This is a genomic window from Enterococcus sp. AZ040 (assembly GCF_050499185.1).
Classification (GTDB): Bacteria; Bacillota; Bacilli; order Lactobacillales; family Enterococcaceae; genus Enterococcus_D; species Enterococcus_D entomosocium.
Genome location: NZ_JBMHEW010000001.1, coordinates 2,482,725 through 2,508,234 on the forward strand (window position 1 = coordinate 2,482,725; position 25,510 = coordinate 2,508,234).

Below are 25,510 nucleotides of genomic sequence, written 5' to 3' on the forward strand. Positions count from 1 at the left end.
TTACGGTTAACATTGTCGGCAATCACCGCTGATTACAGCTGCTCTGCCTGCATTTGATACATTTGCTGATAGATTCCTTGCCCTTGGACAAGACTCGAATGGGTTCCCCGTTCCACGATCTTCCCTTGATCCAAGACCAAGATTTGATCTGCTTGTTTGATCGTTGACAAACGGTGAGCGATCATAAAGGTCGTCCGTCCTTTTTGCAAGATGGTCATCGCCTTTTGAATGATGGATTCTGTTTCAGTGTCCACATGGCTCGTCGCTTCATCCAGAATCAAGATTTTCGGATCAAACACCAATGCACGGGCAAAACTGATCAGCTGGCGTTCTCCACTAGAAAACTCATTGCCTTTTTCAACGACTGGATGATGGATGCCTTTTTCGTAGCGGCTCAAAAGGTAGTCAGCGCCGACTTGTTTCAAGGCATCGATAATCATCGCTTCGGTGATCGTTGGATCGTTCATTCCGATGTTGCTGGCGATCGTTCCAGTAAATAGATAGGGATCTTGCATGACGATCGCCATTGAATCTCTTAAACTATGACGATCAAAATCAGCGATCACTTGTCCATCCACAACGATTTTTCCGTGCTGCGGATCATAAAAACGGAACAACAGGTTCAAAATACTCGATTTTCCAGAACCAGTATGACCGACTAGAGCAATGGTCTCTCCTGCGGCAACGTCAAAGTTGATATCGTGCAAGATCGCTTGCTCAGGATCGTAGCCAAAGGTCACTTGTTGGAAAGAAACATCGCCATTCGTGACAGTCAGCTGCTCACTTTGTTGTTTTTCAACCGGCTGATCAGCAAACTCAAAGACCCGCTGTCCGGCAGCCAATGATTGCTGCACATTGGTGATGGTTTGGACAAGCCCCTCGATTGGATCATACAGACGGTTGATGTAATCAATAAAAGCATACAGCAAGCCTGCTGAGATCGCCAAGCGGCCATCAAGGAAAAAGGCAGCCAAGGTCGTGATCAAAATCAAGATCGTTGAATTTCGCAACAAATTGCCTAATCCCCAAGCGATACTTGAATCGAGTAAGAGGTATTTACGTCCGGTTTTGAACCATTTCTCTACTGTCTCATTAAATTCTTTCTGCAACTGATTTTCTCGTTGGAAGGCTTGGATGATCGCCATTCCTTGGACAAATTCATTTAACTGCCCACTGATTTGTGAGATGTATTCCCGCATTGCTAAATTGTAACGAGAGGCATATTTGGTATAAAAATGCTGCCAGATTCCTAAAATCGGGATCAAAATCAGCATCGCTGCTCCTAAGGTGCGGTTCAAAAGAAACAATGCAATAAACGCACCAATGATTTGGATGATGTTGCTTAACAAATTACTGATCACGATCACGTAGAAATTCGACCGCAAGACTTCGGTGTCATTCGTGATTCGTGCAACGACTTTACCTGCTGGGATTTGGTCAAAGTAAGAAACGGGTAATTTGTGCATATGGTCAAAAAGCTGATCCCGCATTTTTTTGACGATACTGTTGGACATTTTTCGCAATTGCAGCAAGCTGATATAACGAAAGAGGGAACCAATCAAATTGACCAGCAAATACCCAGCGAGCAATTGGATCAAAAGCATCGTGTTTAGGTTTCTGCTTTCAACCGCCGGTGTCATCACTCGGTCGATCAGCTGTTTGGCAATCAGTGGTGAAGTCAGTTCGAGCGCTGCTGCCAACAACAGCAAGATTGCGCCCACGGTAAATTGTTTTTTATAATAGCTCAAAAACGTGAGCAAACGCTTAATCGTTGAGAACACTTGTATCGTCCTCCTTTAACTGTTGATGGTAATACTGTTCTTGGTACCAGCCTGGCGTTTCGATCAACTCCTGATGGGTACCACGCTGTGTGATCCGTCCGTCTTCTAAGACGATGATTTGATCCGCTTCGGTGATGGCGGACAATCGATGGGTCACGATGATGGAGGTCGGTGCCTGCTTCATCGTTTTCAAATTCGTGATGATGGCTTGTTCCGTTTTGGCATCAACTGCCGAAAGGGCATCATCCAGTAAGAGGACTTCACTGTTTCGTAAAAACGCCCGTGCTAAGGACAAGCGTTGTTTTTGTCCACCAGACAGGGAAACGCCTTTCTCACCGACGACCGTTTCGAGCCCTTCTGGCATCCGCTTGATGTCTTCACTAAAGCAAGCGGCTTCCAGTGCTTCCCACAACACTTTTTCGGAAGCATCTGGCTGTCCGAATAGCAAGTTCTCGCGAATTGTTCGTGAAAACAAGGTATGTTCTTGCGGCACTTCTGCAAAGTGGTTGCGCACTGCTGTTGTTTGATAGGTCGTCAACGGCTGCTCGTTGATCAAGGGTACTTGATCAGAGTATGGATAGCGGTGACCGAATTGTCTTAGCAGCGTCGTTTTTCCGCTACCGGTCTTCCCAACGATGCCTAAGACTTCTCCACGAGTGATCGTCAAATCCAGTCCTTCTAACACATAACGAGCTGCTTGTGGGTATTGGAAATGGTATGCTTCAAAACGGATCGTATTGATGGCTTGCAGGTCGGCTTCACCAGGAGTTTCTAATTCATCACCCGTCTGCAGCACTTCATTGATCCGACGCCAGGATGCGGCACCTTGTTGCATCACATTCACAAGATCTCCTGCTGAGATCATCGGCCAAACGACCATTGTCAAGTACACTTGGAAAGAGACCATCGCACCAATGGTGATCGTTTGGTTGGCAACAAGAAACGCCCCGACACCAAAGCTCATCACAAAACTGATCGCTAAGATGATGGTAATCAGCGGCCCAAAACGGGAATCGATCTCAGAAACGATATTGTTTTTTGCTCGTGTTTCCAGTGTTTTCTTTTGAAACTGTTCCGTGGTGGCTCCTTCTAGTCCATAAGCTCGGACGACCCGAATGCCATCAATGATCTCCAGCACTTCACTGTTCATCTCAGAAACAGAATTCTGCGCTTCCGTAAACGCCTTATCGACTTGCGAGCCCCATTTGAAAATGTAATAGGCTAAAAGCGGCATTGGAATCAAGGCAATCAACGTCAATAGCCAAGAAACCGTCCCAGCCATCATCGCTACGATAAAACTTAGATACAAACTAGTATTTAAGAAAACCATCAGTCCATACCCAACGGTCATCCCCATCACTTGGACATCGTCACTGGAACGAGTCATTAAATCGCCTGTTCGGAAACGATGGTAAAACGGCGCCCCCATTTTAAGAAAGTGGCTCATCAATTGTTCCCGCAATTGTTTTTGCAAATCGTAGGAACCAATAAATAAATTAAACGTCCAAACAAATTCGGCCAGATATCCTAACAAGATAGCTCCGGCAAAGAGGGTCACGTATTGGACCAGTACCGAATAATCAAAATTATCTTGGATCAGCGCATCAATGAATAAGCGCAAGATATAGATTGGTGCGACATACATCGCACTAGCAATCACCATAAAGACGAATACGAAGGTATAGCGCACCTTATGTTCTTTAAAATACGTTGTTAATTGTTTTAATACATACTTCATGTTTTATCCCTCACATTCTAAAAAAGTACACAAAAAAGCTCTGTCCCTTCGGAAAAAGGACAGAGCATAAACGTCGTTATTATAGACATTATCTGTACACTAATGGTTACCGAATGAGGGATTCACTTTATTCAATTTGGTTGTTTTTTTATCAAATACTTTTTGCATCGTAATCCCTCCTTCTCTTTTTATTTTGCTGACTACACCTAACACTTTACAGATAAGTTTCTGAGAATGCAACAACTTTTATTAATTTTCTTTAAAAAAGATTGACTTTTCTAAAAACACAGATGTGAAAACAGCCCTTTTTAACAACCTTTTTTTGAAAACGAATTCCTGTTTTACCCCAAGAGTTGCAACGATTTTGGCTAAAATAAAAAAACAGATGCCCTTCTCTTCAACAAACGCTGTTTGATCAGCACACTTGGTTGAAAAAAAGTTCCTCTGTTTTCTTACTACCTGTTTATTCTGTGACAGATGCTAGGCGATAGGATACTGTTCGTCCAAAAGGAAACACTTGCACCCCTTGCAAACGATCTGTTTTCAAATACGCCACCGCCCCTTGATATAACGGCAAAACGGCTGTATCTTCAACGATCAATTGTTTTTCCAGTTCTTTCAATAAGTCCCAACGGGCAGCTGGGTCGTTTGCTAAAGTCGTCCGTGCTTCTGCTAACCCTTGATCGTAACTTTCACTAGCATACCCAGACGTATTCAAGCCACCTGTTGAATCATAAAATTCTAAGAAGTTGATCGGGTCCGCGTAATCTGGTGTCCAAGTCCCAAAGACGAGATCAAATTCACCTTGGGATTGCAAGTCCAAACGGTTTTGTAAAGGAATCGACTTGGCATCGATGGTTAATCCCGGCAAATTGGTTTCTAACTGCCCTTGGACAAACTCGATGGTTTTCTTGGCTGCTGCTGTATCTGCTGACAACAGTTCCAAAGTGATTTCGTCTTGTCCCAACTCTTCTTTGGCTTGTGCCCAAAGCTCTTGTGCGGCTGTTAAATCGTACGGCAGTAAATCGCCATTTTCTTCACGAAAATCTTGGTCTGTTTCAGGATCTTTGGCAAAGTTGCTTGGCACAAAGCCGTTCAATGCAGTGGACCCATCACCTAAGATATTTTCGGCAAATGCCTCTTTGTCGATGGCTTGTAAAATTGCTTGACGTACCTTGACATTGCCTGTGACTTCTCGTTTTTGGTTGGCACTTAAATACCCCACCAGCGCCTTTGGCACATAGTTGGCTTGAGCTGAGTTTTGGTATTGCTGCGCGTAAGTATCCGTTAAGGTGGTGTAGTCCAGTTCTCCTGTTTCAAAAAGGCTGACACCAGTCGCCGTTTCCTTCACTACTTGCACGTCGATCTTGGTCAATTGGACATTCTCAGCATCCCAATAATCAGGATTTTTCGTTAACGTCCATGATTCGTTGGTCCCGTTCCACCCTTCGATCAAGAATGGGCCATTGCCGACAAAATTTTCCGCTGATAACCCATAATCGGCACCTTTTTCTTCAGCAAACGCTTGGTTTTTTGGCATAAAAGGTGTCCCGACCAAAATTTGATCCAGATACGAGATTGGACTTGCCAATGTCAGCTCTAACGTCTGCTGGTCCAATGCTTTTGCACCTAACTCACTCACCTCAGCGTCCCCTTGACGCACTTGACTGCCATTTTTCAACACATCCATTTGATTACTGCTACTAGAACCATTCTCTGGATTAGCAACATATTGAAAGGCGTAGACAAAATCATCCGCAGTAACAGGATCGCCATTGCTCCATTTTGCATCACGAATGGTGAAGGTATAAACCAGTCCGTCTTCTGATACCGTAGGCTCTTCAGCGGCCATCGCAAGCTCAGGATCCCCCTCTTGATCCAGACGGTATAACCCTTCTGCCACTTGTCCGATCATATCGGAACTATTGACATCCGTGTATTGTCCGCTATCAAGGGTTGATAAGGCGCCAGCGGTTGACACTTGAATTTCTTGCGCAACGGCTCCTTGCTCCTCTTGCTGTCCAGAATCCGTCGTGGGGCTCGTGGTACTGCAGGCACTTAAAACCAATACTGTGAAAGCAGTGATACCCATCATTCTCTTTTTCATTTTTCTCCTCCTTGCGTGATCCTCTTTCTTACAATACGTCAACGACATACTTGAAAACCGCTTGTTCTTGTATAAGCGCATCATAGGCAAAATCAGGATGCCATTGAACCGCCAACAAGCGCTGACCCACGTGTTCAATGCCTTCAATGATGCCATCAGGACTCCAAGCTGTCTTTTGCAATGGACGAGCCAATCGATCCACCGCTTGATGATGAAAGGAATTAACCTTTGTTTTTTGACCGTAAACACGAGCCAACATGCTTTTTTCAGCCGTCACGATGGCATGGGTCGGCACTTCTTTCGGAATCGGCGCCTGCATATGAATGATCTCACTGAAGGTACTGATGTCTTGCTGCAGCGTGCCACCGAATGCCACGTTGACCAGCTGCATTCCCCGACAAACCGCAAAAATTGGTTTCTTTTGCAGCAGCGCTTCATCGATCAGCGCTAGTTCAAACTCATCCCGTGCCAACAAGCCGCTTCCAGTTGCCTGATGGGCCTCCTGCCCATAAAACTTGGGTGAAACATCTTGTCCACCAGCTAATACCAGTTTATCGATCTGTGAAACATAGTCCTTGGCTGCAGCTGGCTCACTGATTGGCACGAGCAATGGCAGTCCGCCCGCTTGCTGGATCGCTCGCACATACCCTAATGGTGTGTAGGCGATCGGCAAATGATGCAGCACATCGCCAGCATCTTGCACTTCATTCGCAGCGATCCCTATAATTGATTTGCCCATCGACATCCCTCCCTGATTAACGATTTTTCCAGAAAAAAGCGGTATCTAGCAGTTGAACAAGGCAAGCGCCGCTCTTTTTCTCAAGATATGTTTCAACTATTCTAAACCAATCCGCACTTTTTGTGAAACACTATTTTCACTTTCGCGATCATTTATTACAATCACCATTCTATTTAACCCCCTCTTTGATAAGCAATAAAGAACACCGCTAGTCAGATATAGTTGAATTTTACCAATGCTTTTTCTACGTAAAAAAACATGCGAGAAGCCGTTGCTTTCCGCATGTTTCGTCATTAAAATAATCGATTGTCTTTTAAAAACTCCAGCATCTGTGTTTTTAGGGGATCTTTTTCATTACGGATCGACTTTGTTTGCGTCGTTTCATCAAGTGTCGATGGCCGCTTTTTAGGAAAAGGCGCCGCTGGTTCTTCTGCCAACTCTATGATTTGGAAGCTATCCACCACCACTTCTGCCGCACAAAGTCTCTGACCTTCTGGTGTTTCATAAGGACAGCCTTGCAAGTGTCCATTGATTTTGATACTTGCCCCTTTTTGAGTATACCGTAAAAAGGTCTCTGCCTGCTTTCCATGAATGACGCAAGCAAACCATTCATGGTGCACTTCTTCACTGTTTTGCCATTGAGACACAATGACAAGATCAAAACGTACGCTTTGATCGTCCGCCGCATCAAACGCTTCTTTACTAGGCATCTCTGCGATTTTCCCAGTAAGAACCACTTTATTCATTGCCACGTTGCATCCTCGCTTTTCTCTCATTTCTTGAGTGATCTTAACTTATGCGACCTATTCTACCACATTCCAAAAAACAAGCAATCAAAGGTCGAATGGCTTAAGAAATGCTTTGAACAAAATGAACCAACTCAAAGAATTCGTCTGATCCTGCCAATAATGTGCGATTTTCTGACTGAAAACTTCTCTTTGATCCAGACAGCAAAAAAACAGTTGGTTCAATAACCCTCTGAACCAACTGCCTTTTGCGGATTTTTATTTAGCAAAGGAATCTTGACTACCATAGCGATCAAAATGGAGGGTTTCGCTTTCAAGATAATCAATGATCGCTTTGGGAATCATGACGCCTTCTTGCTGGGCTTTTTCAAAGTGTATTTGGCTGATCTCTCCAGGATAGTAGACTTGTGATTGCCCTTCTACTGGCGGGATTGCATGCAGCTCAGTCACCATCTGATCGATGCTTTGTTTGAAGGTTTCGATGTTGGTAAAACGAGATGGATCGATCACAAGAAGGAATTGTCCTAAGCGGCGTTTTTCCGTCAAGTCCGCATACATGGAGGTGACCTGTTTACCAAAAGCCAAGCCTAGCATCGAGCCAGCTAAAATATCCACCATCATCATCAAGCCATATCCTTTAGCACCAGCGATGGGCAATAATCCTTGGACAGCATAGGGATCGGTGGTAGGCAAGCCATGCTCGTCTACTGCCCAAGTATCGGGGATCTGCTGTTTCTTCGAGCGAGCGTCCAAAATTTTGCCCCACGCTTGAACCGTTGTCGCCATATCAAAAACCACCGGTGGATGATTGGCTCGTGGTGCAGCAAACGCGATTGGATTGGTACCAAAATAGTTTTCGGTCCCACCAAAAGGCACCGCCATCGGATCCGATTGACACATGGCGATCGCCACTAAGTCGGCTTCAGCAGCCTGTTTGACGTAATACGCCATCGTCCCGCTATGGCTGGTCTGCTCGATTCCTACTGCAGCGATCCCGGCCTCTTTTGCCAGATGAATGGCGATCGCCATCGCTTCATTGCACACATAATGCCCCATACCGTTATCTCCGTGGAAAATTCCGGTAGCAGCGCCTGTTTTTTCAAAAGACATGTTTGGTTCCAGCGTGATGCCGCCTTTTACTAAACGCTCGGCATAGTAGTCCATCCGCACGGCACCATGAGAATGGATCCCGCACGCATCCGCAAAGGTCAAATGCGCCGCTGTTTCACTGGCAGCGGCTTCTGGCAAACCAGCAGCCAATAGTTTCTTTTTCATCAATACTTCTAATTCCAGCAGAGAACGTCTGCTCATTTCTTCCATCTTTTCTCCTCCTTAGAAAAAGAGAAGCACGCTTGGCAACGGCTTCTCTTATTGATTAAACACGCGATAATCCAGTTCATCGGCTGACTTAGCGATCAGCAGCGCTGAATAGACGTCTGAGTTCACGTTCAAAATCGTCCTCAGCATGCCAACAAACCATTCGACACCAGCAAATAGCGCAATGCTTTCGATTGGTAAACCAAGCTGGGGAACGATGATTGCCAAGGAAACTAACCCCGCTCCGGGAACAACTGCATTGGCTAAAGAAACGAAAGTCGCAGTTACAGCTACCGTCACCATTTGGATCCCGTCAAAGTTGATTTGATACATTTGGGCGATTGTCATGACGGTAATCGCCATATGCATCGCTGACCCATTGCTGTTCAAAGACATGCCCAATGGCAATACCAAATTGGTGATGCGGCTACTGAGTCCTAATTTGTTCTGGGATTCTTCCATAGCGATCGGCAGCGTGATGGCAGAGGAGGTCGTCGCCAATGCCATGACCGACATATTCTTCATATTTTTGATCAATCGTAACGGATTGATCCGACAATACACGGTCAATAAGACTAGCCACAGCCCAAGGAACGTGACGGTGGCTAGACCGTAGACGAGCAAATAGCTGCCTAATGGCAAAATGATCTGCAAGCCCAGGGAGCTGATCGTTGAAGCGATCAAAGCAAAAATACCGATTGGTGCCACGATCATCACGTAACGAATGATAGCAATGACGACCTCATTTAGATCCACGATCAGCCCATAAAGAGATGACTCAGGTTTCTTTTGCATAAAGCGATTGAGAGCAACACCAAAGAACAACCCAAAAACGATGATTTGAATAATTGACCCTTTACTCAACGCATCGAAAATATTCGTGGGAATAAAGTTGATCACAGTCTCTGATATAGAAATTTCTTGTGCTTGCAGAGGTTCGCCGGCAGCTTGTGAAAAGTCGATCCCTTTGCCTGGAGCAAAGAAGAGCGCCATCAGCACGCCCCATGCAGCAGCGAATAAGGAGGAAATCCCAAAGACAGCGATCGTTTTTCCACCCAAACGAGTGAGTTCTTTCGGGGCAATCCCCCCAACTGCTTGAATGATTTGTCCAACGATCAATAACGGGATCGCCATTTGCATCAGACGCAAGAAAAGATCGCCCAAGATTTTTAGGAATGAAGCGGCTTGCCCAAAGAACAAACCGCAAAGAATCCCTAGAAGAACGGCAATAACGATCTGCGTCACCATCGGTAGTTTTTTTGCTTTCACTTTGATCCCCTCTTTATTTTCGAAGTATGGTTCCTGTATGCTGATCTAGTTCAGCTAACTTTTCGATTGAGGTAATAATCGCGGTTCTGGCTGCATCTTCTTCAACAAAATCAATCGCAGCTTCTATTTTTGGCAACATACTGCCCGCTGCAAAATGGCCTTCCTCGATGTAGCCCTTGGCTTGTGCCACACTGATTTCCCCTAAGGCTTGCTGATTCGGCTGGTTGTAATTGATGTAGATATTGTCGACACCAGTCAAAATAATTAGGCGATCGGCCTGCACATCTTTTGCTAAGACACTGGCGGTAAAGTCTTTGTCGTTGACGGCTTCCACGCCAGTAAACCCATTGTCGTTGCGAACGACAGGTACGCCACCACCACCGGCGCAAATCGTGATCACACCAGCATCGACCAATGTTTTGATGGCTTCTTTTTCAACGATTTCTTGCGGTTTCGGGGATGGAACCACTTTGCGGTAACCACGCCCAGCATCTTCTTGATATACCCCGCCATTGGCTGCCATCGCAACATTGGCTTCCTCTTCACTATAAAAAGGTCCGACTGGTTTGGAAGGTCTCTCAAAGGATGGATCTGCTGGATCGACACGAACTTGGGTGACTAATGAGATTACCGATGGATGTGCTTGACGTGTGGCAAACTCATTGATCAAGGCATTTTGCAGCCAATAACCGATACTTCCTTGAGTCATCGCCACGCAGCTGTCTAATTTCAATTGAGGATTTTTTTCACTTTCCCCGGCTTTTTGCTGCAACAGTAAGTTGCCGACTTGTGGTCCATTGCCGTGACAAACAATGACTTTTTCCCCTTTTTCGACAAAATCGGCAATATAACGTGCTGCTTGCGCAACAACTGCTTTTTGTCCTTCATCACTAGGGTCTTTATCTAAAATAGCATTGCCGCCTAACGCGATCACATTCAAACTCATTTTATGCTCTCCTTCTGATTTTCCTTTGCTAATACGGCAAAAACACCTAATCCGATCAGCAGTAATAGACAAGACAGGTAAAACCCGACCTGCATCGATCCTAAAGAATCGGCTAAAAAGCCAGTAACATAAGGTGCTAAGATCGACCCCGACATCCCGATAAAGTTATAGGCACTCAAGGTCGTTCCTAAGGCGCCTTTTGGTGCGTTTTTCGTCACAAAGGTCACGACGATTGGATCAAGCGCCAGCTTGCCAGTCAATCCATACAAAATCAAAACAGTGATCAATAAGGTACGATCCGTTACAAAGGCAATGGCAAATACGGAAAGGGTCGCCAATGGGACCAATAAATAGACTAATTTTTTCGTCGCGCCAGTTTTATCATTCAATCGAGCAAAAATCAGCGCACCTGGAATCGATGCCCATGGGACTAAGGAAGCAATAAAGCCGACACTCGCCCCTTCAAAGCCACGCTCGGCAATCAAGAATTGCGGCAGCCAAGTTATAATCACAAAGTTTGCATAAATGCTGGTAAAGCATAGAACAAAGGCTGCCACGAGATTGCGGTTTGAAAAAATCTGCTTCAAGGAAATCTTTTCTTTTGGCCCCTCTTCTTTTATTTCTTGTCCTTCATCTTCTGGACGAATCACTTTTTCTTTCAAAACAAAATAGAACAAGACACCGACAATCAAGGTCGGAAACGCCATTAGGAAGAAGGGTTGACTCCAATGGCCCCCGTTATCCAAGACCAATTTACTAGAAAGCAAGTACCCGCCAGACGTTCCAAACGCCATCCCACTGTTGATAATGGCATTTCCGACGGTCCGTTTGTTGTCGGGAATCGCTTCGGTAGACAATGCGTATTGCGGACCGTAATAGGCACCTTGACCAATCCCTGCAATGGCACGAATCACTAAGAACAAAACGAAGCTTGTGGCTAGCCCACTGAAGTAAGTAGTCACCGCCAATAAAACAAAACCTAGGGCGATCACCAATTTGCGACCGATTTTGTCGCCGATGATGCCAAAAGGAATTTGCGCAACGGCATATGTCAAAAAGAAAATACTATTGGCAAGTCCTAGTTGTGTGTTGCTTAAATTGAATTCTTCTCCGATCACACCCATGATTGGATTGAAGATCGTCCGTGTGGCGTACATTAAAATCCAGCCGACAAAGAAAATAGCAACGACTTTTTTCCAGTAAGAATTGCTTACTTTGACCGCATCTTTCTGGTTACTGATTTCCATGATTTCTCCCCATTTCTATTCTTTTTCCTCAAGTGACAATGACTCCAACGCTAACAAGAACCCAAAACTAAGATCTTTGCCTGACGAATGACCAACGGACATCAACTGCTGCACATCTTTTTCAATCACCTGTGGGTTTTGCTTTTTTAAATCTTTGAATAATTGCAGCATCAGAGAATTGACATACCCTTGACTGGCACTTTGAATATAAGCAAAGCTGACATCCGTCGTAGACAGCGGTTTTGCCAATGCTTGCGCTAACACTTCAGCTTCCGGCTGCTGCAAGGCATAGAGCATCGCTTGATAGGCAACTAAAAGATCATCGCCGCTAGGCGTCAATCCTTTGCCACGACCAATCAGGTGAGCAATGATTGGTTCCCAATCTGAGACAGGCTGCCGCAATGCCGCAAATACTGCTTGGGTTTTCTCATCTTCGGGCAACCCAATCTTGGTTTCTAGTTTTTGTTGAATCAGGATTTCTTTCAAAAGCTGCAATTCCGCAGAGGTGAAGGATAGCTCCTTCACCTGCAGCGAAACCAATTCTTTTTCCTCTAATGAAAGAGAAAATGTTCCTTTTGTGCTGTAAAAGGTCAGACCATGCTCTCGGACTTGCACGCGATTGCCGACCTCGATCAAAGGCAGGACTTGCTCAAACAATGCATCTGGTAAAAAGACTCCGAAGCCAGTCAAATAGTTGCGATAGTTGTTGATATTGACCAGCTGCTGCCCGATCATCACATTGAATGAACGATCAAACACGCTATGCACCCGACCGTTACGACCGAATCGTCGCAATGGGTCTAGATAATCACTGATTTTGATTTTCTCAGTCAACATCGATCCCCAGATCCTTCGCATAAGCCGTCAAGGCATTTTCAAAACAGCCTAACGGTGCGCGCACCGTCCCTGCACCGACTTGGCCGACACCTGCTTCTTTATGGGCGATCCCGGTATTGATGATTGGGGTGATGCCTGTTTCAACGACTTTACGGATGTCGATCCCCAAACAAGTCCCTTGGAAGTCCCATGTTGGGATCGAGAAGGTCGGATTATGACCGAAACAGATTTTTGCCATTTCATTGGAAGTTTCTAGCGCATCTTCAAAGCCACCAGCGCCGACAAAGCGTGTTACCCCTGGTGCAGCTACCATCGCCATTGCTCCGACGCCGACGGTTTCAGTAATGGCACTATCCCCAATATCAGGATTGCCATCTGCTTCGGTAAACCCAGTAAAGTACAAACCTTTCGGCGTATTGACTGGTGCAGTATGCCATTGGTCTTCTGTTTGGGCGACACGAACTCCAAAATTGACGCCGTTTCTCGTCATGGTGGTCACGATAGTTCCTTTGGCATCGACACGAGCACCATCAACGATGGCTTTGCCAGTTGCCATCATGATATTCAAGAAGAACTGATCGGTATCTGCTAAGAACTTGATCACTTCATATTTTTGCTTTTCATCGATCTCTGTTTGGATGATCAACGGCGCGATTTCTTTCAAAAAGTTCAATGATGCTGCAATATTTCGTTGATGGAATTCATCCCCCATTGTGATCGACCGGGCAATCAATACGTTCAAGTTGATGCCTTCTTCGGTTAATTGTAATGCCTTGGCAATGGTTGGTCCTAAGACGTCTTTGATCCAATCCAAACGATCGATGACTTCTTGTGAATAAGCACCGAATCGCAAGACTTTACCGATCCCTTCGTTCAAAATACAGTAGGCTTTGTTGCCGACAAGGCGGTTTTCAACCACAAAGACAGGCATATTCCCTGAAGTGATCCCGCCCATTGGACCGACTGCCTGGACATGGTGACATGGCATAAAGCGGACTTCCCCACTTTCGAGTAGGCGGCGGGCTTCGTCTTCATCCTTCGCCCAGCGTTCAAACAAGGCAGCGCCGATACAAGATCCTTGCATCGGTCCCGTCATTTCCGACCATTGGATCGGTGGTCCTGCATGCAGCAAGGTTTTCTGGCTTTCGTTTAATTCAGCGATCACTGATTTAGCTGGAACGACATCGATCAAGAATGGTTGGGCATTTTTGATTTTATCCGTCACTGCTTGGTTTTCAGCTGTGATTTTTTCGTCAAATTCTTCTAACGCGTCTAAAATACGGATCATTTTCTTGTTGCCGTTAGCACGAGGACGCCAGTTGAATTGTTCTGTTTTCCCGCCATATTGCAGGATCGATTCATTGAAGCTTTGCAAGCCAACATTGATGATCCGTGGTTTGGTGGTCAACAGCTCCATTACTTTCTCGCTGACTGTCGGCACCTCAACCTTGCTACCAGTATAGTCATTGACTGTTTTGTCTGCTTCAGAAAGAGTCGCCCCTTTTAAAGCTAGGGCTAATTGCACTGCTTGAGCATTGCTCGGTGCCACATAGACGCCAGCTGCTTTCAAACGGTTGACTGCTTCTTGGTAGTTTTGCGGATCTTTTTCAGTTCCGCAGACGGTAGCAACAAAGTACAACGCGCGATCAGCTGCTTGGGCTGTTTGCTGTGCAGCTTCGATAGCTGGTAACAAAGCTCCTACCATATCTGTATGCGCGCCGTAACCTAGCACCACATCAAATAAAATGACCCCGGTTTGCTCATCTTGCGCATAGTCTTCGATTTTTTTGATGCGCACTTCAGGATCGATCATTGGATGCGGTTTGCCTTGGGTATAGATATCATCACCAAGGTCGATCACATCATAGCCGTGGGAATGCAAGATATAGCCTTCTTGTTTTACAAGGCCTTCTAGATTCAAGGCTTCGGAGATCAGCATTCCTGCTTCGGCAGCTAATGTACCGCCAGAATAAAGACCTTTGACCACTTTGTCTTCAGCGAGTTTGGGCACATCTGGGGATTTCACGCGTTCAAAATAGTTCGCTTTGACGGGTTCTTCATTGGCAAGATCAACAGCGATACGCGCTGTTTCTTCCAGCGTATGTGCCAAATAGACTTTTCCTTCATGGGCTTCTGGTTTTTCTCCTAAGAAAATCGCTACCACAGGTTTGCTGATACTTTGCAGCAATTGAACGACTTCATCCCGCACTTCTTTTGCAGGTGGTTTCGAGATCACGCAAATCACATCTGTCGGTTCATGATTTTCTAAAGCAACGATGGCATCTTTGACAGTGATCGCCCCAACTTTGTCGCTTAAGTCACGTCCGCCGGTCCCGATGGCATGAACGACACCACCGCCTAATCGGTCAATGATCGTCGTCACTTCTTGAATCCCCGTACCAGAGGCACCAACGACGCCGATGTTTCCTGGTGCCACGACATTCGTGAAGGCAATCGGAATGCTAGAAATAATACCAGTCCCACAGTCAGGCCCCATCATCAATAAGCCTTTTTCATGAGCCAGCTTTTTCAAACGCACTTCATCTTCGATAGCGACATTGTCCGTAAACGAGAAAACATGCAAGTCATTTTTTAGCGCTTTTTCCATCTCGGCTGCGCCATATTCCCCAGGAATACTAAATAATGCAACATTGGCATCTGGCATTGCGCTCAAGGCTTCTTGCCATGAAGCCGCCGCTGGCGTTTCTTTGCCTTGATCTTTTGCTGAAAGATCAGCTAAAAATGAATCGATCGCTGGCATTACTTGATCCATGATCTGTTCGTTTTGGCTATCGACCACGATCATCATATCGTTGGGTGAAGCACCTTCTGCCTCTTTAGAAAGCAATCCAGTGTTATTTAATATGTCTTTGTTTGCATCCGTCCCCATCATGATTTGACTCATTTCGACATCGCCTAGATCATTGATCGTATTCGTCAGCAGCATTAAGTTAATGGAATCTTGGTAGTTATTCTTTAAGATTACTGTGTGCAGCATTTGTTCTCCTCCTTTTCTTATACTCTCATTCTAACGAGCCTTGTTTGCGTTTTCATTGGATAAAGTTCTAAAAAAATGCTATACTTTTTATCCAAAAGAGAAAAAAGGAGCATTTTATGAAATTAAAAGAATTGGTTGAACTGCCGCTTTTTGAAAAAAGTAAAGTCCTGACTGGCTCCATTGGTTTAACAAATTCCGTTGGTTCCGTTATGGTGTTGGAAGCGATGGATATCGAAAAATGGAGCAAAGCCCATCAATTGATTTTGACTTCTTTTTATGCCTTCAAAGACCAATCGCCTGAGGAACTGCGTGTTTTTTTTGAAAAAATGCAGCAAATCGGTGTCAGCGGTTTAGTGATCAAAGTGGATCGCTTGATCCCTATGATTCCAGATTGGGTGATTGAGCTTAGCTTTGCTTATCAGATCCCTTTGATCAAAGTACAGCAAGAAGTCAGCTATGAAGCCATCATGCTAGCGGTTTACGAACCATTGCTGAATCACCAAACCCAGCTGCTGCGTACCTATTACGAAGTTCGTCAGCGCTTCATGAAAGTCGAGCGCAACCACTCTTCTTTCGATCAGATCATGCAAGAGTTCTATCAATTGATCGAAAAGCCTTGTTCTTTGCGCATCCCCCATTTAGATGTGCATGTGTCCGTCGGTCAATCCTTTAAGAATTTCGTGGTGACCAAACAAGAACCCATGAAAACCGTCGAGTTTACCAAGAACCACTACGAATATTTAGAATTATTTTCTCATGAGAACAATCAATATGTGACTGCCATCAAAGTAGAGATCATCAATCCTTACAATGATTTATGTACCTTGATCGTTTATCAGAAAGATTCGCAGATCCCTGAGGCAAAAGTCATGATTATTGAAAATGTGATCGACGTCATCTATGAACGCCTCCAAATGGCGTATTTGTTGAAGAAAGAGCGCTACAATCGCATGAACAATCTTGCCGATGCGATCTTGCAAAACACTCCTAGCAATTTGGCTGAGCTGGATCTTTTGTTAGAAGAAGCGCAACTGGATCGCTACGATTTCTACCAAGGCATCGCCTTTGCTTCCAACAGCTTTAAAGATAAGGAGCGTAAGTCCGTCGTTTTGCACAAGCTACGGGCGTTGAAAACACCCCACGTCTTTTTTGAACACCACAATTATTTGGTGATCCTCTATAATTTCCAATCGATCGCCCATCAGGTGACGAAACAGATGCTGCAGACATATTTTGATGATGCCCTGCTAGCCGATGAACATGGCTGCTTGGTGGTCAGCGAAGTCTTGCGCAAGGAACAGATCAAAGAGATCCTGCCAGAGTGTTTGGATGCGATTCGCTTCAATCGGCAGTTTTATTTGGCGCCGATCATTGCCTATAGCGACTTAGGTATCTTTAGTTCCTTTATCAAGGAGAACCAACTGGAAAAGCTGCAGCAAAGCATTCCCCCGAAGCTGTATCAACTCTCGGAAGAAAATGAAGAGCTGTTCAAAACGCTATATACCTTTTTTATCACGAATCGCAATTACAAAAATACGGCTGAAACCTTGTTTCTTCATGCCAAAACGATTCGTTATCGGCTAAGCAAAATCGAACAGCTACTAGAGATCGATCTGACAAGTCCGATCCAATTAGTCAATTACGAGATCGGCACCTATTTATTAGAGCTTCAGAAAAGGAGTCAAGCAAAATGAAAAAAGAATGGCAATTGACCACCGGTGCTTCCGTGACCCTCTATCCTGCTTCGGAGAAATACCTGATTTATTTTCACGGCGGCGGTTTTGTTTATGGAACCCGCCAAGACATTCCCGCATCACTGATCACACTATTTCAAGCGCAGCAATACAGCGTCCTCACAGTCGATTATTTACTGGCGCCCAATTCCTCGTTAGCGGAGATTTTGGCGCTGAACTGGCAAAATTTTCAAGAATTGCAAGCAACTGTGCTTAAAGATAACCCGTTTTGTTTCTGCGGACGCTCAGCTGGCGGTTATTTGATGCTGGCGCTTACCCAGCAATTACTGAAGGAACAACAGAGATTGCCTGAAAAACTGGTCAATTTTTATGGGTATACCGATCTTTCTTTTATTGAAAACAAACGAGTCTTGCAGCAGCCGCTCTTAAGCAAAGAGCAAGTCCCTTCTTTGGATCAAACCGAGATCGTTTGGGATGATCCGCAGTTTCAGCGCTATTTGCCTTATGTTTATTGGGTTCAACAGCAAGAACTCACAACGATCTATGGTCTAACAGCTGAAGCTCTTTCTGACTATGCCATTGATCCTGAGCTGCTTGCTCAATTTCCTCCAATTTTCAGCAGTGCCAGCAGTACCGATGAGGAAGTTCCTTTTCGTTACAGCAAAGGCTTGAAGAAAGTGCCTAAAAGCAAATTTGTCCCTGTCTATGATTTGCCCCACGACTTTTTGAAAAACGTCGAGGAGCCGCAAGTCCAAATGGTTTTTCAACGGCTTGCCCGTTGGCTCGAACAATAATTTGTTACAAGTAAAGTGAAAATAATGTTTTTTTATTTCGACGAGTGCACAGAAAAACTCTGATTGCCTTCGCTTCCTCCTTATCTCAAAAAACGTGTGGTTTAATGAAACTCTTTTAATAAAAAAAGGCTTGATACAGGCTCAATTCAAGAGAGAATGCTATACTAAAGGGGAGTATGTTATAGGAAAGAAGGATGAGGTTTTATGCATTTTGTCGGGATTTTGTGTTTGATCCTAATCACGACGACCCTCTTCTCGCATCTGGCGAGACGGATGGGCGTTCCTGCTGTTATCGGGCAGTTGTTAGCGGGGGTTTTATTAGGAGGCGCAGGACTCAATTGGGTCCATCCAGATATTCTGGTTCATGATTTTTCAGAGATTGGTGTTATTTTGCTGATGTTTTTAGCGGGATTGGAAAGTGATATTTCTTTATTGAAACGCTATTTTCGTCCAGGGATGCTCGTTGCCCTTTTGGGGATCGTGTTCCCTATGCTCTTCGGGTATGCCACGGGGGTCGGTTTTCAAAGCAGTCCCACAGAAGCGTTCTTTTTCGGGATCGTATTAGCTGCCACCTCAGTCAGTATTTCTGTCGAAGTATTGAAAGAGTTGAATGTGGTGAATACGAAAGAAGGGTCGACGATTCTTGGTGCTTCCGTCGTGGATGATATTTTGGTCGTGTTGGTTTTGAGTCTTAGCCTTTCCTTTTTAGGCGGCGAAAGCAGCCAAGCAACACCACTGCCGGTCACCTTATTGGTAGAATTGATTTATTTTGTGTTGATTTTTCTATTAGTGAAATGGATTGCTCCGTTCTTATTGGCACTTGCAGAAAAGCTATTTGCAAATTCCGCGGTGATCATCATGTCACTGATCATCTGCTTAGGAATGGCGTATCTTGCTGACCTCGTTGGGTTAAGCTCGGTCATTGGTGCCTTCTTCGCAGGGATCGCTGTCAGTCAAACGAAGGTTCGTGAGGAAGTGGAACACAGTGTCGAAGCATTAGGTTACGCCGTCTTCATTCCGGTGTTCTTTGTCAGCGTTGGCTTAGAAGTTGATTTTTCCCGCTTAAATGAGCAATTATTCTTTATTCTTGCCTTTACCGTGGTCGCGATCATGACCAAATTGGTCGGCGGCTATGTCGGGGCGAAAATCGCGAAATTCTCAAACAACAGTGCTTGGATGGTGGGAGCTGGAATGATTTCCCGAGGTGAAATGGCATTGATCATTTTACAGATTGGTCAACAAAACCAATTGATTTCGTCCGCATTGTATTCCCCTTTGGTGATCGTTGTCTTGTTGAGTACCTTGATCTCTCCCCTGATCTTAAAATACTTTACGAAAAAGATTTATTAAGCGATGTAGCAACAGCTAGGCGATACCGATGATTGCGAAAAAAACAGCGCGGGTTTTGTAGTGACCGCTCAACGGCCGATTGTTGATCGAACGTTGGGCGGTCGCTTCCTTTCCCGCGCTGTTTTTCTCTATACAGGTATAAAAGCGACTATGCTGCTAGTTACTAGAAACCAATGTTAATTTCCCATGATCGATTAGATACACGTCATCCGCGACGGCATCGATAAACGCTTGATCGTGAGATGTGAACAAAACGATGCCTCGATAGCTGCGAATCAATTGTTCCAAGACGGTGATTGTCGGTAGATCAATAAAGTTCGTCGGTTCATCAAGTATCAAGACATTGGCAGATTGAGTAAAGATGCGTGCGAGCTCGACCCGTGTCGCTTCCCCGCCGCTTAGCACATTGACTGGCTTCATCACGTCAATCTGGCTAAATCCCAGATTGTGTAAAATACTGCGGACCAGTGGTTCCTGATAGTCTGTTTGAGCCATCAATTCCGTCAAAAGCGGTGTGGTGCTGTTTTTTCGATAGCCCATTTGCTCGTAGACCGCAAAGACGATTTTCGGTGATACATAGATTCCCTCTCCACCTGCGATGATTTCTTTTAGTAAAGTCGACTTCCCCGAACCGTTCGGACCCACGATAGCGATTTTCTTCCCGGCAGCAAACTGGAAACTGCTGCTGTCTAGCAAACGTTTCGCCCCTCTTTGAATGGTTACTTGCTCCCCACGAATCGGTCGTTTATTATGCAGCTCCACTGCAGGGACTACTGGAAAACGAATCACCTGCTGCCGGGCAACACCCTTCACTTCTTCCAACTGATCCAAGCGGCTTTCCATGGCTTTGACTGTTTTTTGCAATGACTTTTGCACCGTGTCTTTTTGTTTTGATGACGACAAACGGTCTGGTCGGATGTTCTGCTGCCGCTTTTTTTCAGAAATGCGACTGCTCTTGATCGCTTGTTCTTTTTTCTTTTGGATCGCTTGGGTCAACTGCTGTTTTTGTTGCTGATACTGCGCAGCCTCCCAGGCAACACGCTGTGCCGCTTGCTCTTTTTGCTGTCGATAACTGTCATAATTACCAGAATACTCGGTGACTTTTCCTTGATCGACTTCCCAGATTTTCGTTGCCAGCTGATTCAATAGATACCGATCATGACTGACCACGATCAGGGTGCCATAATAATACTGCAGTTCATCAATCAAGACTTGAATTCCTTGCTGGTCCAAGTGGGTCGTTGGCTCATCGAGCAAAAGTCCTAACTGATAGGAAGATAACGTTTGTGCCAACCGGTATTTGGTCTCCTCCCCGCCGCTTAGTGTCGCCAATTCATTTGTTGGGATCGAAAAACGACCGAACAGCGCCCAGTCAAGGGCCTCTGTCTTTTCAGTCACCTCAGCGATTTGCGGGAAATAGTGAAACGAATTTTCTTTTTGGATCGTTCCTGAATCAGGATCGACCACTCCCGCAATCAACTTCAGCAAGGTAGACTTGCCTTGCCCGTTTGCGCCCACGATCCCGATACGATCCGTTTGATAGGCACTCAGTTCTTCAATGTTCAGTACTTCTTTGGCCCCATAATTTTTGATTAGATTGTTTATTTTTACACTTAATTGTTCCATCAGTCTGTCCTTCCCGTCTAGGAAAACGCAAGCACAAAAAAAGGGCATAGCCTACCGCTATACCCTGATTTTAATAAGAAATTGGAAAAAAGAGGACACTCATCCCTTGAAATCACGATTGCCTAGACTTTTGAAATAGATTTAAATTAGCTATTCAAAAGGTCAATCCACAATTTCATCGATGCTGTCATGTTTTTTCCTCCTCTTTTTGTCGTATTTGTCTGTTGAATGACAAGCGGAAAATCAGCCGCTACTGTTTACCGTTTACGGTATTTCAGGAAGCTTCTTTAGTCTATCAACGAATCAATCGTAGCACGTTTCCAAAAAAGAGTAAAGTTTCATCACAAGAATGATTGGTCTTATACGCCATCGGTGATTTTTTCTGCTAATTTGACCTGGGCTTTTTCACCATTGAAGATTGCACGATCCAGTTCTCCTTCATCATGAGCAACGATCAACGCCACCGTGACGTCAGGGTCAACATTCAAGAGGGTCCGAAACATCCCAGAAAACCAATCGATCCCTGCCAGTAAGGCGATGCTTTCATTAGGCAGTCCTAACATAGGTAAAACCGTAGCCAGTGTGACTAATCCGCCGCCTGGAACGACGATCGTTCCCAAGCATGCCAACGAGGACAACAAGACCACTTGCAAAAGATCCCCCCAGCTCAATTGGATCTGGTACGCCTGAGCAACGGTTACGATTGCCAGGGCTAAAAATAAGGAGAGCCCATTGCTATTTAAGGTCATGCCTAGAGGCATCACGAGCTTATTGATTCGATCACTGATCCCAAATCGTTCTTTGCCATCTTCGATTTGAAACGGCAATGAAACAGCAGAAGAGGTGGTCGTAAAGGAAATCACCGATAGACGCCACATATTCTTTATCAAACGAAACAAGGAAACTTTGCAATAGAGCGACGTCAAGAGAAACCAAAGAAACAAAAAGAGCAAAGATGCCGCTGCTAACGTCAATAAAAAACTGGCTAACATTCCCAACACACGAATGCCGGTATCTTCTACCAAGGAAGCAACAAGGCCGAAAATCCCGATCGGCGACAACTTCATGATCATGCTGACCATTTTTAACAAAATATGATTAAAACTACTGATCATATCTAGAAACAGCTGATTCTTTTTTTCATGCTTGATTAAGCTCAAGGCAAGGCCAAAGAAGAGCGAAAAAATAATCACTTGGATCATATTCTGCTCCACCATGGCTTGAATAATGTTCAGTGGAACAAAGTTCAAGATGACTTCTTCTATACTGCTGGTACTTAATGCAGTTTCTGTACTTTGCAGCAGCGACTGGTCAAGGCCTGCGCCGGGCTTGAGGATCAAGGCGAACAAGAGACCGAAAATAGCGGCGACGAGGGTCGAACCGGTAAACCAGAGGAAGACTTTCCCGCCGATCCCACCTAATTCTTTTGGATCAAGTCCCCCCACCGCTTCAATCACCGAGCCCATGACCAACACGACCACAGACATTTGAATCAGTCGCAAGAAGAAGTCCCCGACTAGCTGCATTTGATCACCTAAACCGGGAAAGGAAACGCCCCAAAAAATCCCCAATACCGTTGCAATCATGATTTGGTTGGTCAAACTGATTTTTAAGGATCGTTTTTTCATCTGTTGTTCCTCACTTTTCTACTTTGCTGTTTTCTTAGAGTTTACAGTCAAGAATAAGAATGTACCACCGATCAACAAAATAATTGCGATATAAAAGCCCATTACTTTTGACCCTGTTGCATCCGAGATCGATCCGGTCAATGTTGGTGCGATAACGGAAGACATCATGCCGAAAAAGTTGAAGACCCCTAATGTCGTACCGACCCCAACTTTTGGTGCATTTTCCCCTAGCCAAGAAATGATGATTGGTTCAACCGCTAGTTTTCCAAGGAACCCGTACAAGATCAACGCGATCATTAAGAAGGTCGAATTTGTTGCTTGCACCGTTACTAATAACATCAACGCCGCTAATATTTCTAAAATAACGATAAAGGTAACTTTTTTATGCATGTATTTGTCTGCCAAGCGGCTAAAGAACAAGGCCCCAGGAATCGAAGCAAATGCCACCAATGAAGAAGAGAATCCGATTGCGACTCCTTGGAAGCCTCGTTCTGTTCCTAAGAAGTTTGGTAGCCAAGTAACCGTCATATAGTAGGCATAACACGTCGCAAAATATAACACATACGTAAAGAGCATCCGCAGGGAGAACAAGGTCGAAAGGGAAACTTTTTCTTTCGGCTGATCCGTTGTTTCTTCTTCAGCTGCTGCTTGACTCTCCAAGAAAGCTACGTCTTCTTTGTTGCTGCGGATCACCAATGCGAAAGCGATCGTCATACATACGATCAAGAAAGCGGATAAATACATCATTGTTTGCCAAGGCATATTCATCTGAATAACGATAAAGCTTGATAAGATCATCCCAAACCCTGAACCAACGGCAGAACCACTATTGACGATCGCTGTTGAGAAGCTCTTCTTTTCTTTCGGAATGTTCTGTGAGGTCAAAGAATACGCGGAACCATAAAATGATCCACAGCCGATCCCTGCTAAAAAGCTACCGGTATAGATCATGGAGATTGAAGAGGCTTGTGAAATCAGTAAAGCTGCCAGTGCAAATACCACAAATCCCGGAAGCAGAACTGTTTTCTTCCCAATCTTATCCACTAAAAAGCCGGCAGGGATCTGCATGATCACATAGCCGAAAAAGTAAAAGCTGGCGATCGATCCTAATGCTGTATCAGAAATATTGCCACCAAGTGACTCATTGATTTGCGGATAGACCGGTGATAACGCAGCGCGATAAATCCAGATAGTGACCCAGCCTGAACACATTAAGATAATAATTTGTTTCCAGTAGGCAAGCCCACCACGTTCTTTATTGATTTCCATTTTTTTCCCTCCATCAGTTACACAAGTAAAGTTTGTGAAGCACGCCAACGAAAGCGCTTTAAGATAGTCTTAGTGTACGTTTTTTTGCCGACTATTGCATTTGTCATTTTTCACAAAGCGCTTTCAGTCGTTGTGCATTTGTGCTAAAATTTCAAGTCGTTTTTTGGTAGTAATTTAACGCAGCGATGAGCGCTTTGCCGGCAGAAATTGGTGCTTGCTGGTACAATAGTGCCCCTTCTAACGCGGCTAGGACATGTAAAATATTTTCTTTGCGGCTGCTGTAGCCCATATTTCCAATCCGCCAGATTTTTCCTTTTAGATCACCAAATGAACTAGCGATCTCTACACCAAAGGAGTGAAGCATCTCTTCTCGGACAGCTTCGCCATCAACACCTTCTGGAATAAAGATGGGGGTAACTGTCGGCATTTTGGTTGCTTTTTCGCCATAAATCGAAAGCCCCATTGCCTCCAGTCCAGCGACCAACGCCCCTTCATTCGTCAAATGACGTTGATAGGCTGCATCGAGGCCTTCGTTTAGCAACATCCGTAATCCTTCATGAAGCGCATAGATCATACTCGTCGCTTCTGTGTGATGGTTGATTCGCTCTTTGTTCCAGTAGCGTTGCAATTGACTCAAATCCAAGTAATTACTCATAATGTGCCGCTTGTTTCGATCCGTTTTGCTCAAGCCTAATTCTTTTTGGTAACGGGCACTAAGGACGGCTTCGACTCGATCGTTGTAGGTCACTAATGAAAGACCAGACGGCACACTTAAACACTTCTGTGTACCGGCAATTGCCAAATCGACACACCAATCATCGACTGACAGGGCCACGCCACCATAAGTCGCCACCATGTCAACGACAAAGAAAATATCTTTTGCGCGACAATACTGCCCGATTTCTGCTAACGGCTGCATTTGCCCATTGGCAGTTTCCCCGTGGACCATCGCCACGATCTTGGGTTGAAATGCGTCGATTTCTTTGATGACCTCTGCGGGTGCAAAAGGAGCCGTCCATTCTTTTTCTACATATTTGACTTGCGCTTGGGCACGTTCACAGATTTCTCCAAGTAAGAAAGCAAAGCGCCCATAGGCGGGGATCAAGACTTTGTCCCCTGGTTCGATCAAAGCGATCAGCGCCGCTTCTAAACCAGCTCGGGAAGTCCCATCAATGGCAAATGCCTCTTTGTTTTTGGTTCCAAACGGTTGTTTGATCATTTCTTTGACCTCATCCATGATCGCCAAAAAATTCGGATCAAACTGTCCCAAAATACGATTGGTCATTGCTTGAAGAACAGCTGGATGGGCTTCTACAGGCCCAGGTGTCATGATCGTACGTTGTGCGATCGTTAACTCTTTATACATCTTTTCCCCTCATTTCTCTTTTTGATTTCACTGCCCAACGCCTTGTCAACGTTTCCAA

18 protein-coding genes are annotated in these 25,510 nt (G+C 45.0%); 3 read left to right on the forward strand and 15 right to left on the reverse strand.

The window, feature by feature from the left end; all coding sequences use genetic code 11:
• Positions 1-32 precede the first annotated feature (32 nt).
• The 11 genes from IGK63_RS11415 to fdrA all read right to left on the reverse strand — a co-directional run bounded on the left by IGK63_RS11415 (position 33) and on the right by fdrA (position 15,725).
• Positions 33-1,781, reverse strand: coding sequence for an ABC transporter ATP-binding protein (locus tag IGK63_RS11415; RefSeq protein ID WP_016613681.1), 1,749 nt, complete (start codon positions 1,779-1,781; stop codon positions 33-35).
• Positions 1,765-3,519: an ABC transporter ATP-binding protein gene (locus IGK63_RS11420; RefSeq protein WP_016613682.1), complete on the reverse strand. Its 1,755-nt coding sequence runs from the start codon at positions 3,517-3,519 to the stop codon at positions 1,765-1,767. The genes IGK63_RS11415 and IGK63_RS11420 overlap by 17 nt, the downstream gene beginning before the upstream one ends.
• 463 nt (positions 3,520-3,982) lie before the next feature.
• The gene (locus IGK63_RS11425; protein ID WP_034872364.1) at positions 3,983-5,626 is read right to left on the reverse strand and encodes a peptide ABC transporter substrate-binding protein; all 1,644 of its coding nucleotides are present in this window, start codon (positions 5,624-5,626) and stop codon (positions 3,983-3,985) included.
• Between the two features lie 28 nt (positions 5,627-5,654).
• On the reverse strand, positions 5,655-6,365 hold the full coding sequence (locus IGK63_RS11430) for a gamma-glutamyl-gamma-aminobutyrate hydrolase family protein (RefSeq protein ID WP_008379192.1): 711 nt from the start codon (positions 6,363-6,365) through the stop codon (positions 5,655-5,657).
• Between the two features lie 293 nt (positions 6,366-6,658).
• Entirely contained in the window at positions 6,659-7,141 is a 483-nt protein-coding gene (gene ssb / locus IGK63_RS11435) for a single-stranded DNA-binding protein (protein ID WP_016613685.1), read from the reverse strand.
• Between the two features lie 228 nt (positions 7,142-7,369).
• Positions 7,370-8,431, reverse strand: a complete 1,062-nt coding sequence (allD, locus tag IGK63_RS11440; protein ID WP_016613686.1) for an ureidoglycolate dehydrogenase — start codon at positions 8,429-8,431, stop codon at positions 7,370-7,372.
• A 48-nt stretch (positions 8,432-8,479) separates the two neighbouring features.
• Positions 8,480-9,697, reverse strand: coding sequence for a dicarboxylate/amino acid:cation symporter (locus tag IGK63_RS11445; RefSeq protein ID WP_081343838.1), 1,218 nt, complete (start codon positions 9,695-9,697; stop codon positions 8,480-8,482).
• A gap of 13 nt (positions 9,698-9,710) precedes the next feature.
• Positions 9,711-10,643: a carbamate kinase gene (arcC, locus tag IGK63_RS11450; RefSeq protein ID WP_016613688.1), complete on the reverse strand. Its 933-nt coding sequence runs from the start codon at positions 10,641-10,643 to the stop codon at positions 9,711-9,713.
• On the reverse strand, positions 10,640-11,890 hold the full coding sequence (locus IGK63_RS11455) for an MFS transporter (RefSeq protein WP_008379204.1): 1,251 nt from the start codon (positions 11,888-11,890) through the stop codon (positions 10,640-10,642). Before IGK63_RS11455 ends, arcC begins: the two co-directional genes overlap by 4 nt.
• A gap of 15 nt (positions 11,891-11,905) precedes the next feature.
• On the reverse strand, positions 11,906-12,727 hold the full coding sequence (locus IGK63_RS11460; RefSeq protein WP_016613689.1) for a DUF2877 domain-containing protein: 822 nt from the start codon (positions 12,725-12,727) through the stop codon (positions 11,906-11,908).
• The gene (gene fdrA / locus IGK63_RS11465) at positions 12,717-15,725 is read right to left on the reverse strand and encodes a DUF1116 domain-containing protein (protein WP_016613690.1); all 3,009 of its coding nucleotides are present in this window, start codon (positions 15,723-15,725) and stop codon (positions 12,717-12,719) included. The genes IGK63_RS11460 and fdrA overlap by 11 nt, the downstream gene beginning before the upstream one ends.
• A 116-nt stretch (positions 15,726-15,841) precedes the next feature.
• Here fdrA and IGK63_RS11470 point away from each other — a divergent pair, with 116 nt between their 5' ends.
• The 3 genes from IGK63_RS11470 to IGK63_RS11480 all read left to right on the forward strand — a co-directional run bounded on the left by IGK63_RS11470 (position 15,842) and on the right by IGK63_RS11480 (position 19,563).
• The gene (locus IGK63_RS11470) at positions 15,842-17,419 is read left to right on the forward strand and encodes a PucR family transcriptional regulator (protein WP_016613691.1); all 1,578 of its coding nucleotides are present in this window, start codon (positions 15,842-15,844) and stop codon (positions 17,417-17,419) included.
• On the forward strand, positions 17,416-18,213 hold the full coding sequence (locus IGK63_RS11475) for an alpha/beta hydrolase (RefSeq protein ID WP_016613692.1): 798 nt from the start codon (positions 17,416-17,418) through the stop codon (positions 18,211-18,213). The genes IGK63_RS11470 and IGK63_RS11475 overlap by 4 nt, the downstream gene beginning before the upstream one ends.
• A 204-nt stretch (positions 18,214-18,417) precedes the next feature.
• Positions 18,418-19,563, forward strand: coding sequence for a cation:proton antiporter (locus IGK63_RS11480; protein ID WP_005234488.1), 1,146 nt, complete (start codon positions 18,418-18,420; stop codon positions 19,561-19,563).
• A gap of 156 nt (positions 19,564-19,719) precedes the next feature.
• On the opposite strand, the gene abc-f is transcribed toward IGK63_RS11480, so the two are convergent.
• From abc-f to IGK63_RS11500, 4 genes are all read right to left on the reverse strand, one after another.
• Positions 19,720-21,189 (reverse strand): ribosomal protection-like ABC-F family protein, encoded by a 1,470-nt coding sequence (gene abc-f / locus IGK63_RS11485; RefSeq protein WP_034872367.1) that lies wholly within the window; start codon positions 21,187-21,189, stop codon positions 19,720-19,722.
• Between the two features lie 359 nt (positions 21,190-21,548).
• The gene (locus tag IGK63_RS11490) at positions 21,549-22,817 is read right to left on the reverse strand and encodes a dicarboxylate/amino acid:cation symporter (protein ID WP_016613696.1); all 1,269 of its coding nucleotides are present in this window, start codon (positions 22,815-22,817) and stop codon (positions 21,549-21,551) included.
• Positions 22,818-22,835: 18 nt separating this feature from the next.
• Positions 22,836-24,086: an MFS transporter gene (locus IGK63_RS11495; protein ID WP_016613697.1), complete on the reverse strand. Its 1,251-nt coding sequence runs from the start codon at positions 24,084-24,086 to the stop codon at positions 22,836-22,838.
• 151 nt (positions 24,087-24,237) lie between these two features.
• Entirely contained in the window at positions 24,238-25,452 is a 1,215-nt protein-coding gene (locus IGK63_RS11500) for a pyridoxal-phosphate-dependent aminotransferase family protein (protein WP_016613698.1), read from the reverse strand.
• Positions 25,453-25,510: the final 58 nt, after the last annotated feature.

What these genes read in the sequence shown, in the direction of transcription:
- IGK63_RS11420 (WP_016613682.1), bottom strand. Translation starts at nt 3,519, where the DNA reads ATGAAGTATGTATTAAAACAATTAACAACGTATTTTAAAGAACATAAG.
- IGK63_RS11425 (WP_034872364.1), bottom strand. Translation starts at nt 5,626, where the DNA reads ATGAAAAAGAGAATGATGGGTATCACTGCTTTCACAGTATTGGTTTTA.
- IGK63_RS11430 (WP_008379192.1), bottom strand. Translation starts at nt 6,365, where the DNA reads ATGGGCAAATCAATTATAGGGATCGCTGCGAATGAAGTGCAAGATGCT.
- ssb (WP_016613685.1), bottom strand. Translation starts at nt 7,141, where the DNA reads ATGAGAGAAAAGCGAGGATGCAACGTGGCAATGAATAAAGTGGTTCTT.
- allD (WP_016613686.1), bottom strand. Translation starts at nt 8,431, where the DNA reads ATGGAAGAAATGAGCAGACGTTCTCTGCTGGAATTAGAAGTATTGATG.
- arcC (WP_016613688.1), bottom strand. Translation starts at nt 10,643, where the DNA reads ATGAGTTTGAATGTGATCGCGTTAGGCGGCAATGCTATTTTAGATAAA.
- IGK63_RS11455 (WP_008379204.1), bottom strand. Translation starts at nt 11,890, where the DNA reads ATGGAAATCAGTAACCAGAAAGATGCGGTCAAAGTAAGCAATTCTTAC.
- IGK63_RS11460 (WP_016613689.1), bottom strand. Translation starts at nt 12,727, where the DNA reads ATGTTGACTGAGAAAATCAAAATCAGTGATTATCTAGACCCATTGCGA.
- fdrA (WP_016613690.1), bottom strand. Translation starts at nt 15,725, where the DNA reads ATGCTGCACACAGTAATCTTAAAGAATAACTACCAAGATTCCATTAAC.
- IGK63_RS11470 (WP_016613691.1), top strand. Translation starts at nt 15,842, where the DNA reads ATGAAATTAAAAGAATTGGTTGAACTGCCGCTTTTTGAAAAAAGTAAA.
- IGK63_RS11475 (WP_016613692.1), top strand. Translation starts at nt 17,416, where the DNA reads ATGAAAAAAGAATGGCAATTGACCACCGGTGCTTCCGTGACCCTCTAT.
- IGK63_RS11480 (WP_005234488.1), top strand. Translation starts at nt 18,418, where the DNA reads ATGCATTTTGTCGGGATTTTGTGTTTGATCCTAATCACGACGACCCTC.
- abc-f (WP_034872367.1), bottom strand. Translation starts at nt 21,189, where the DNA reads ATGGAACAATTAAGTGTAAAAATAAACAATCTAATCAAAAATTATGGG.
- IGK63_RS11490 (WP_016613696.1), bottom strand. Translation starts at nt 22,817, where the DNA reads ATGAAAAAACGATCCTTAAAAATCAGTTTGACCAACCAAATCATGATT.
- IGK63_RS11495 (WP_016613697.1), bottom strand. Translation starts at nt 24,086, where the DNA reads ATGGAAATCAATAAAGAACGTGGTGGGCTTGCCTACTGGAAACAAATT.
- IGK63_RS11500 (WP_016613698.1), bottom strand. Translation starts at nt 25,452, where the DNA reads ATGTATAAAGAGTTAACGATCGCACAACGTACGATCATGACACCTGGG.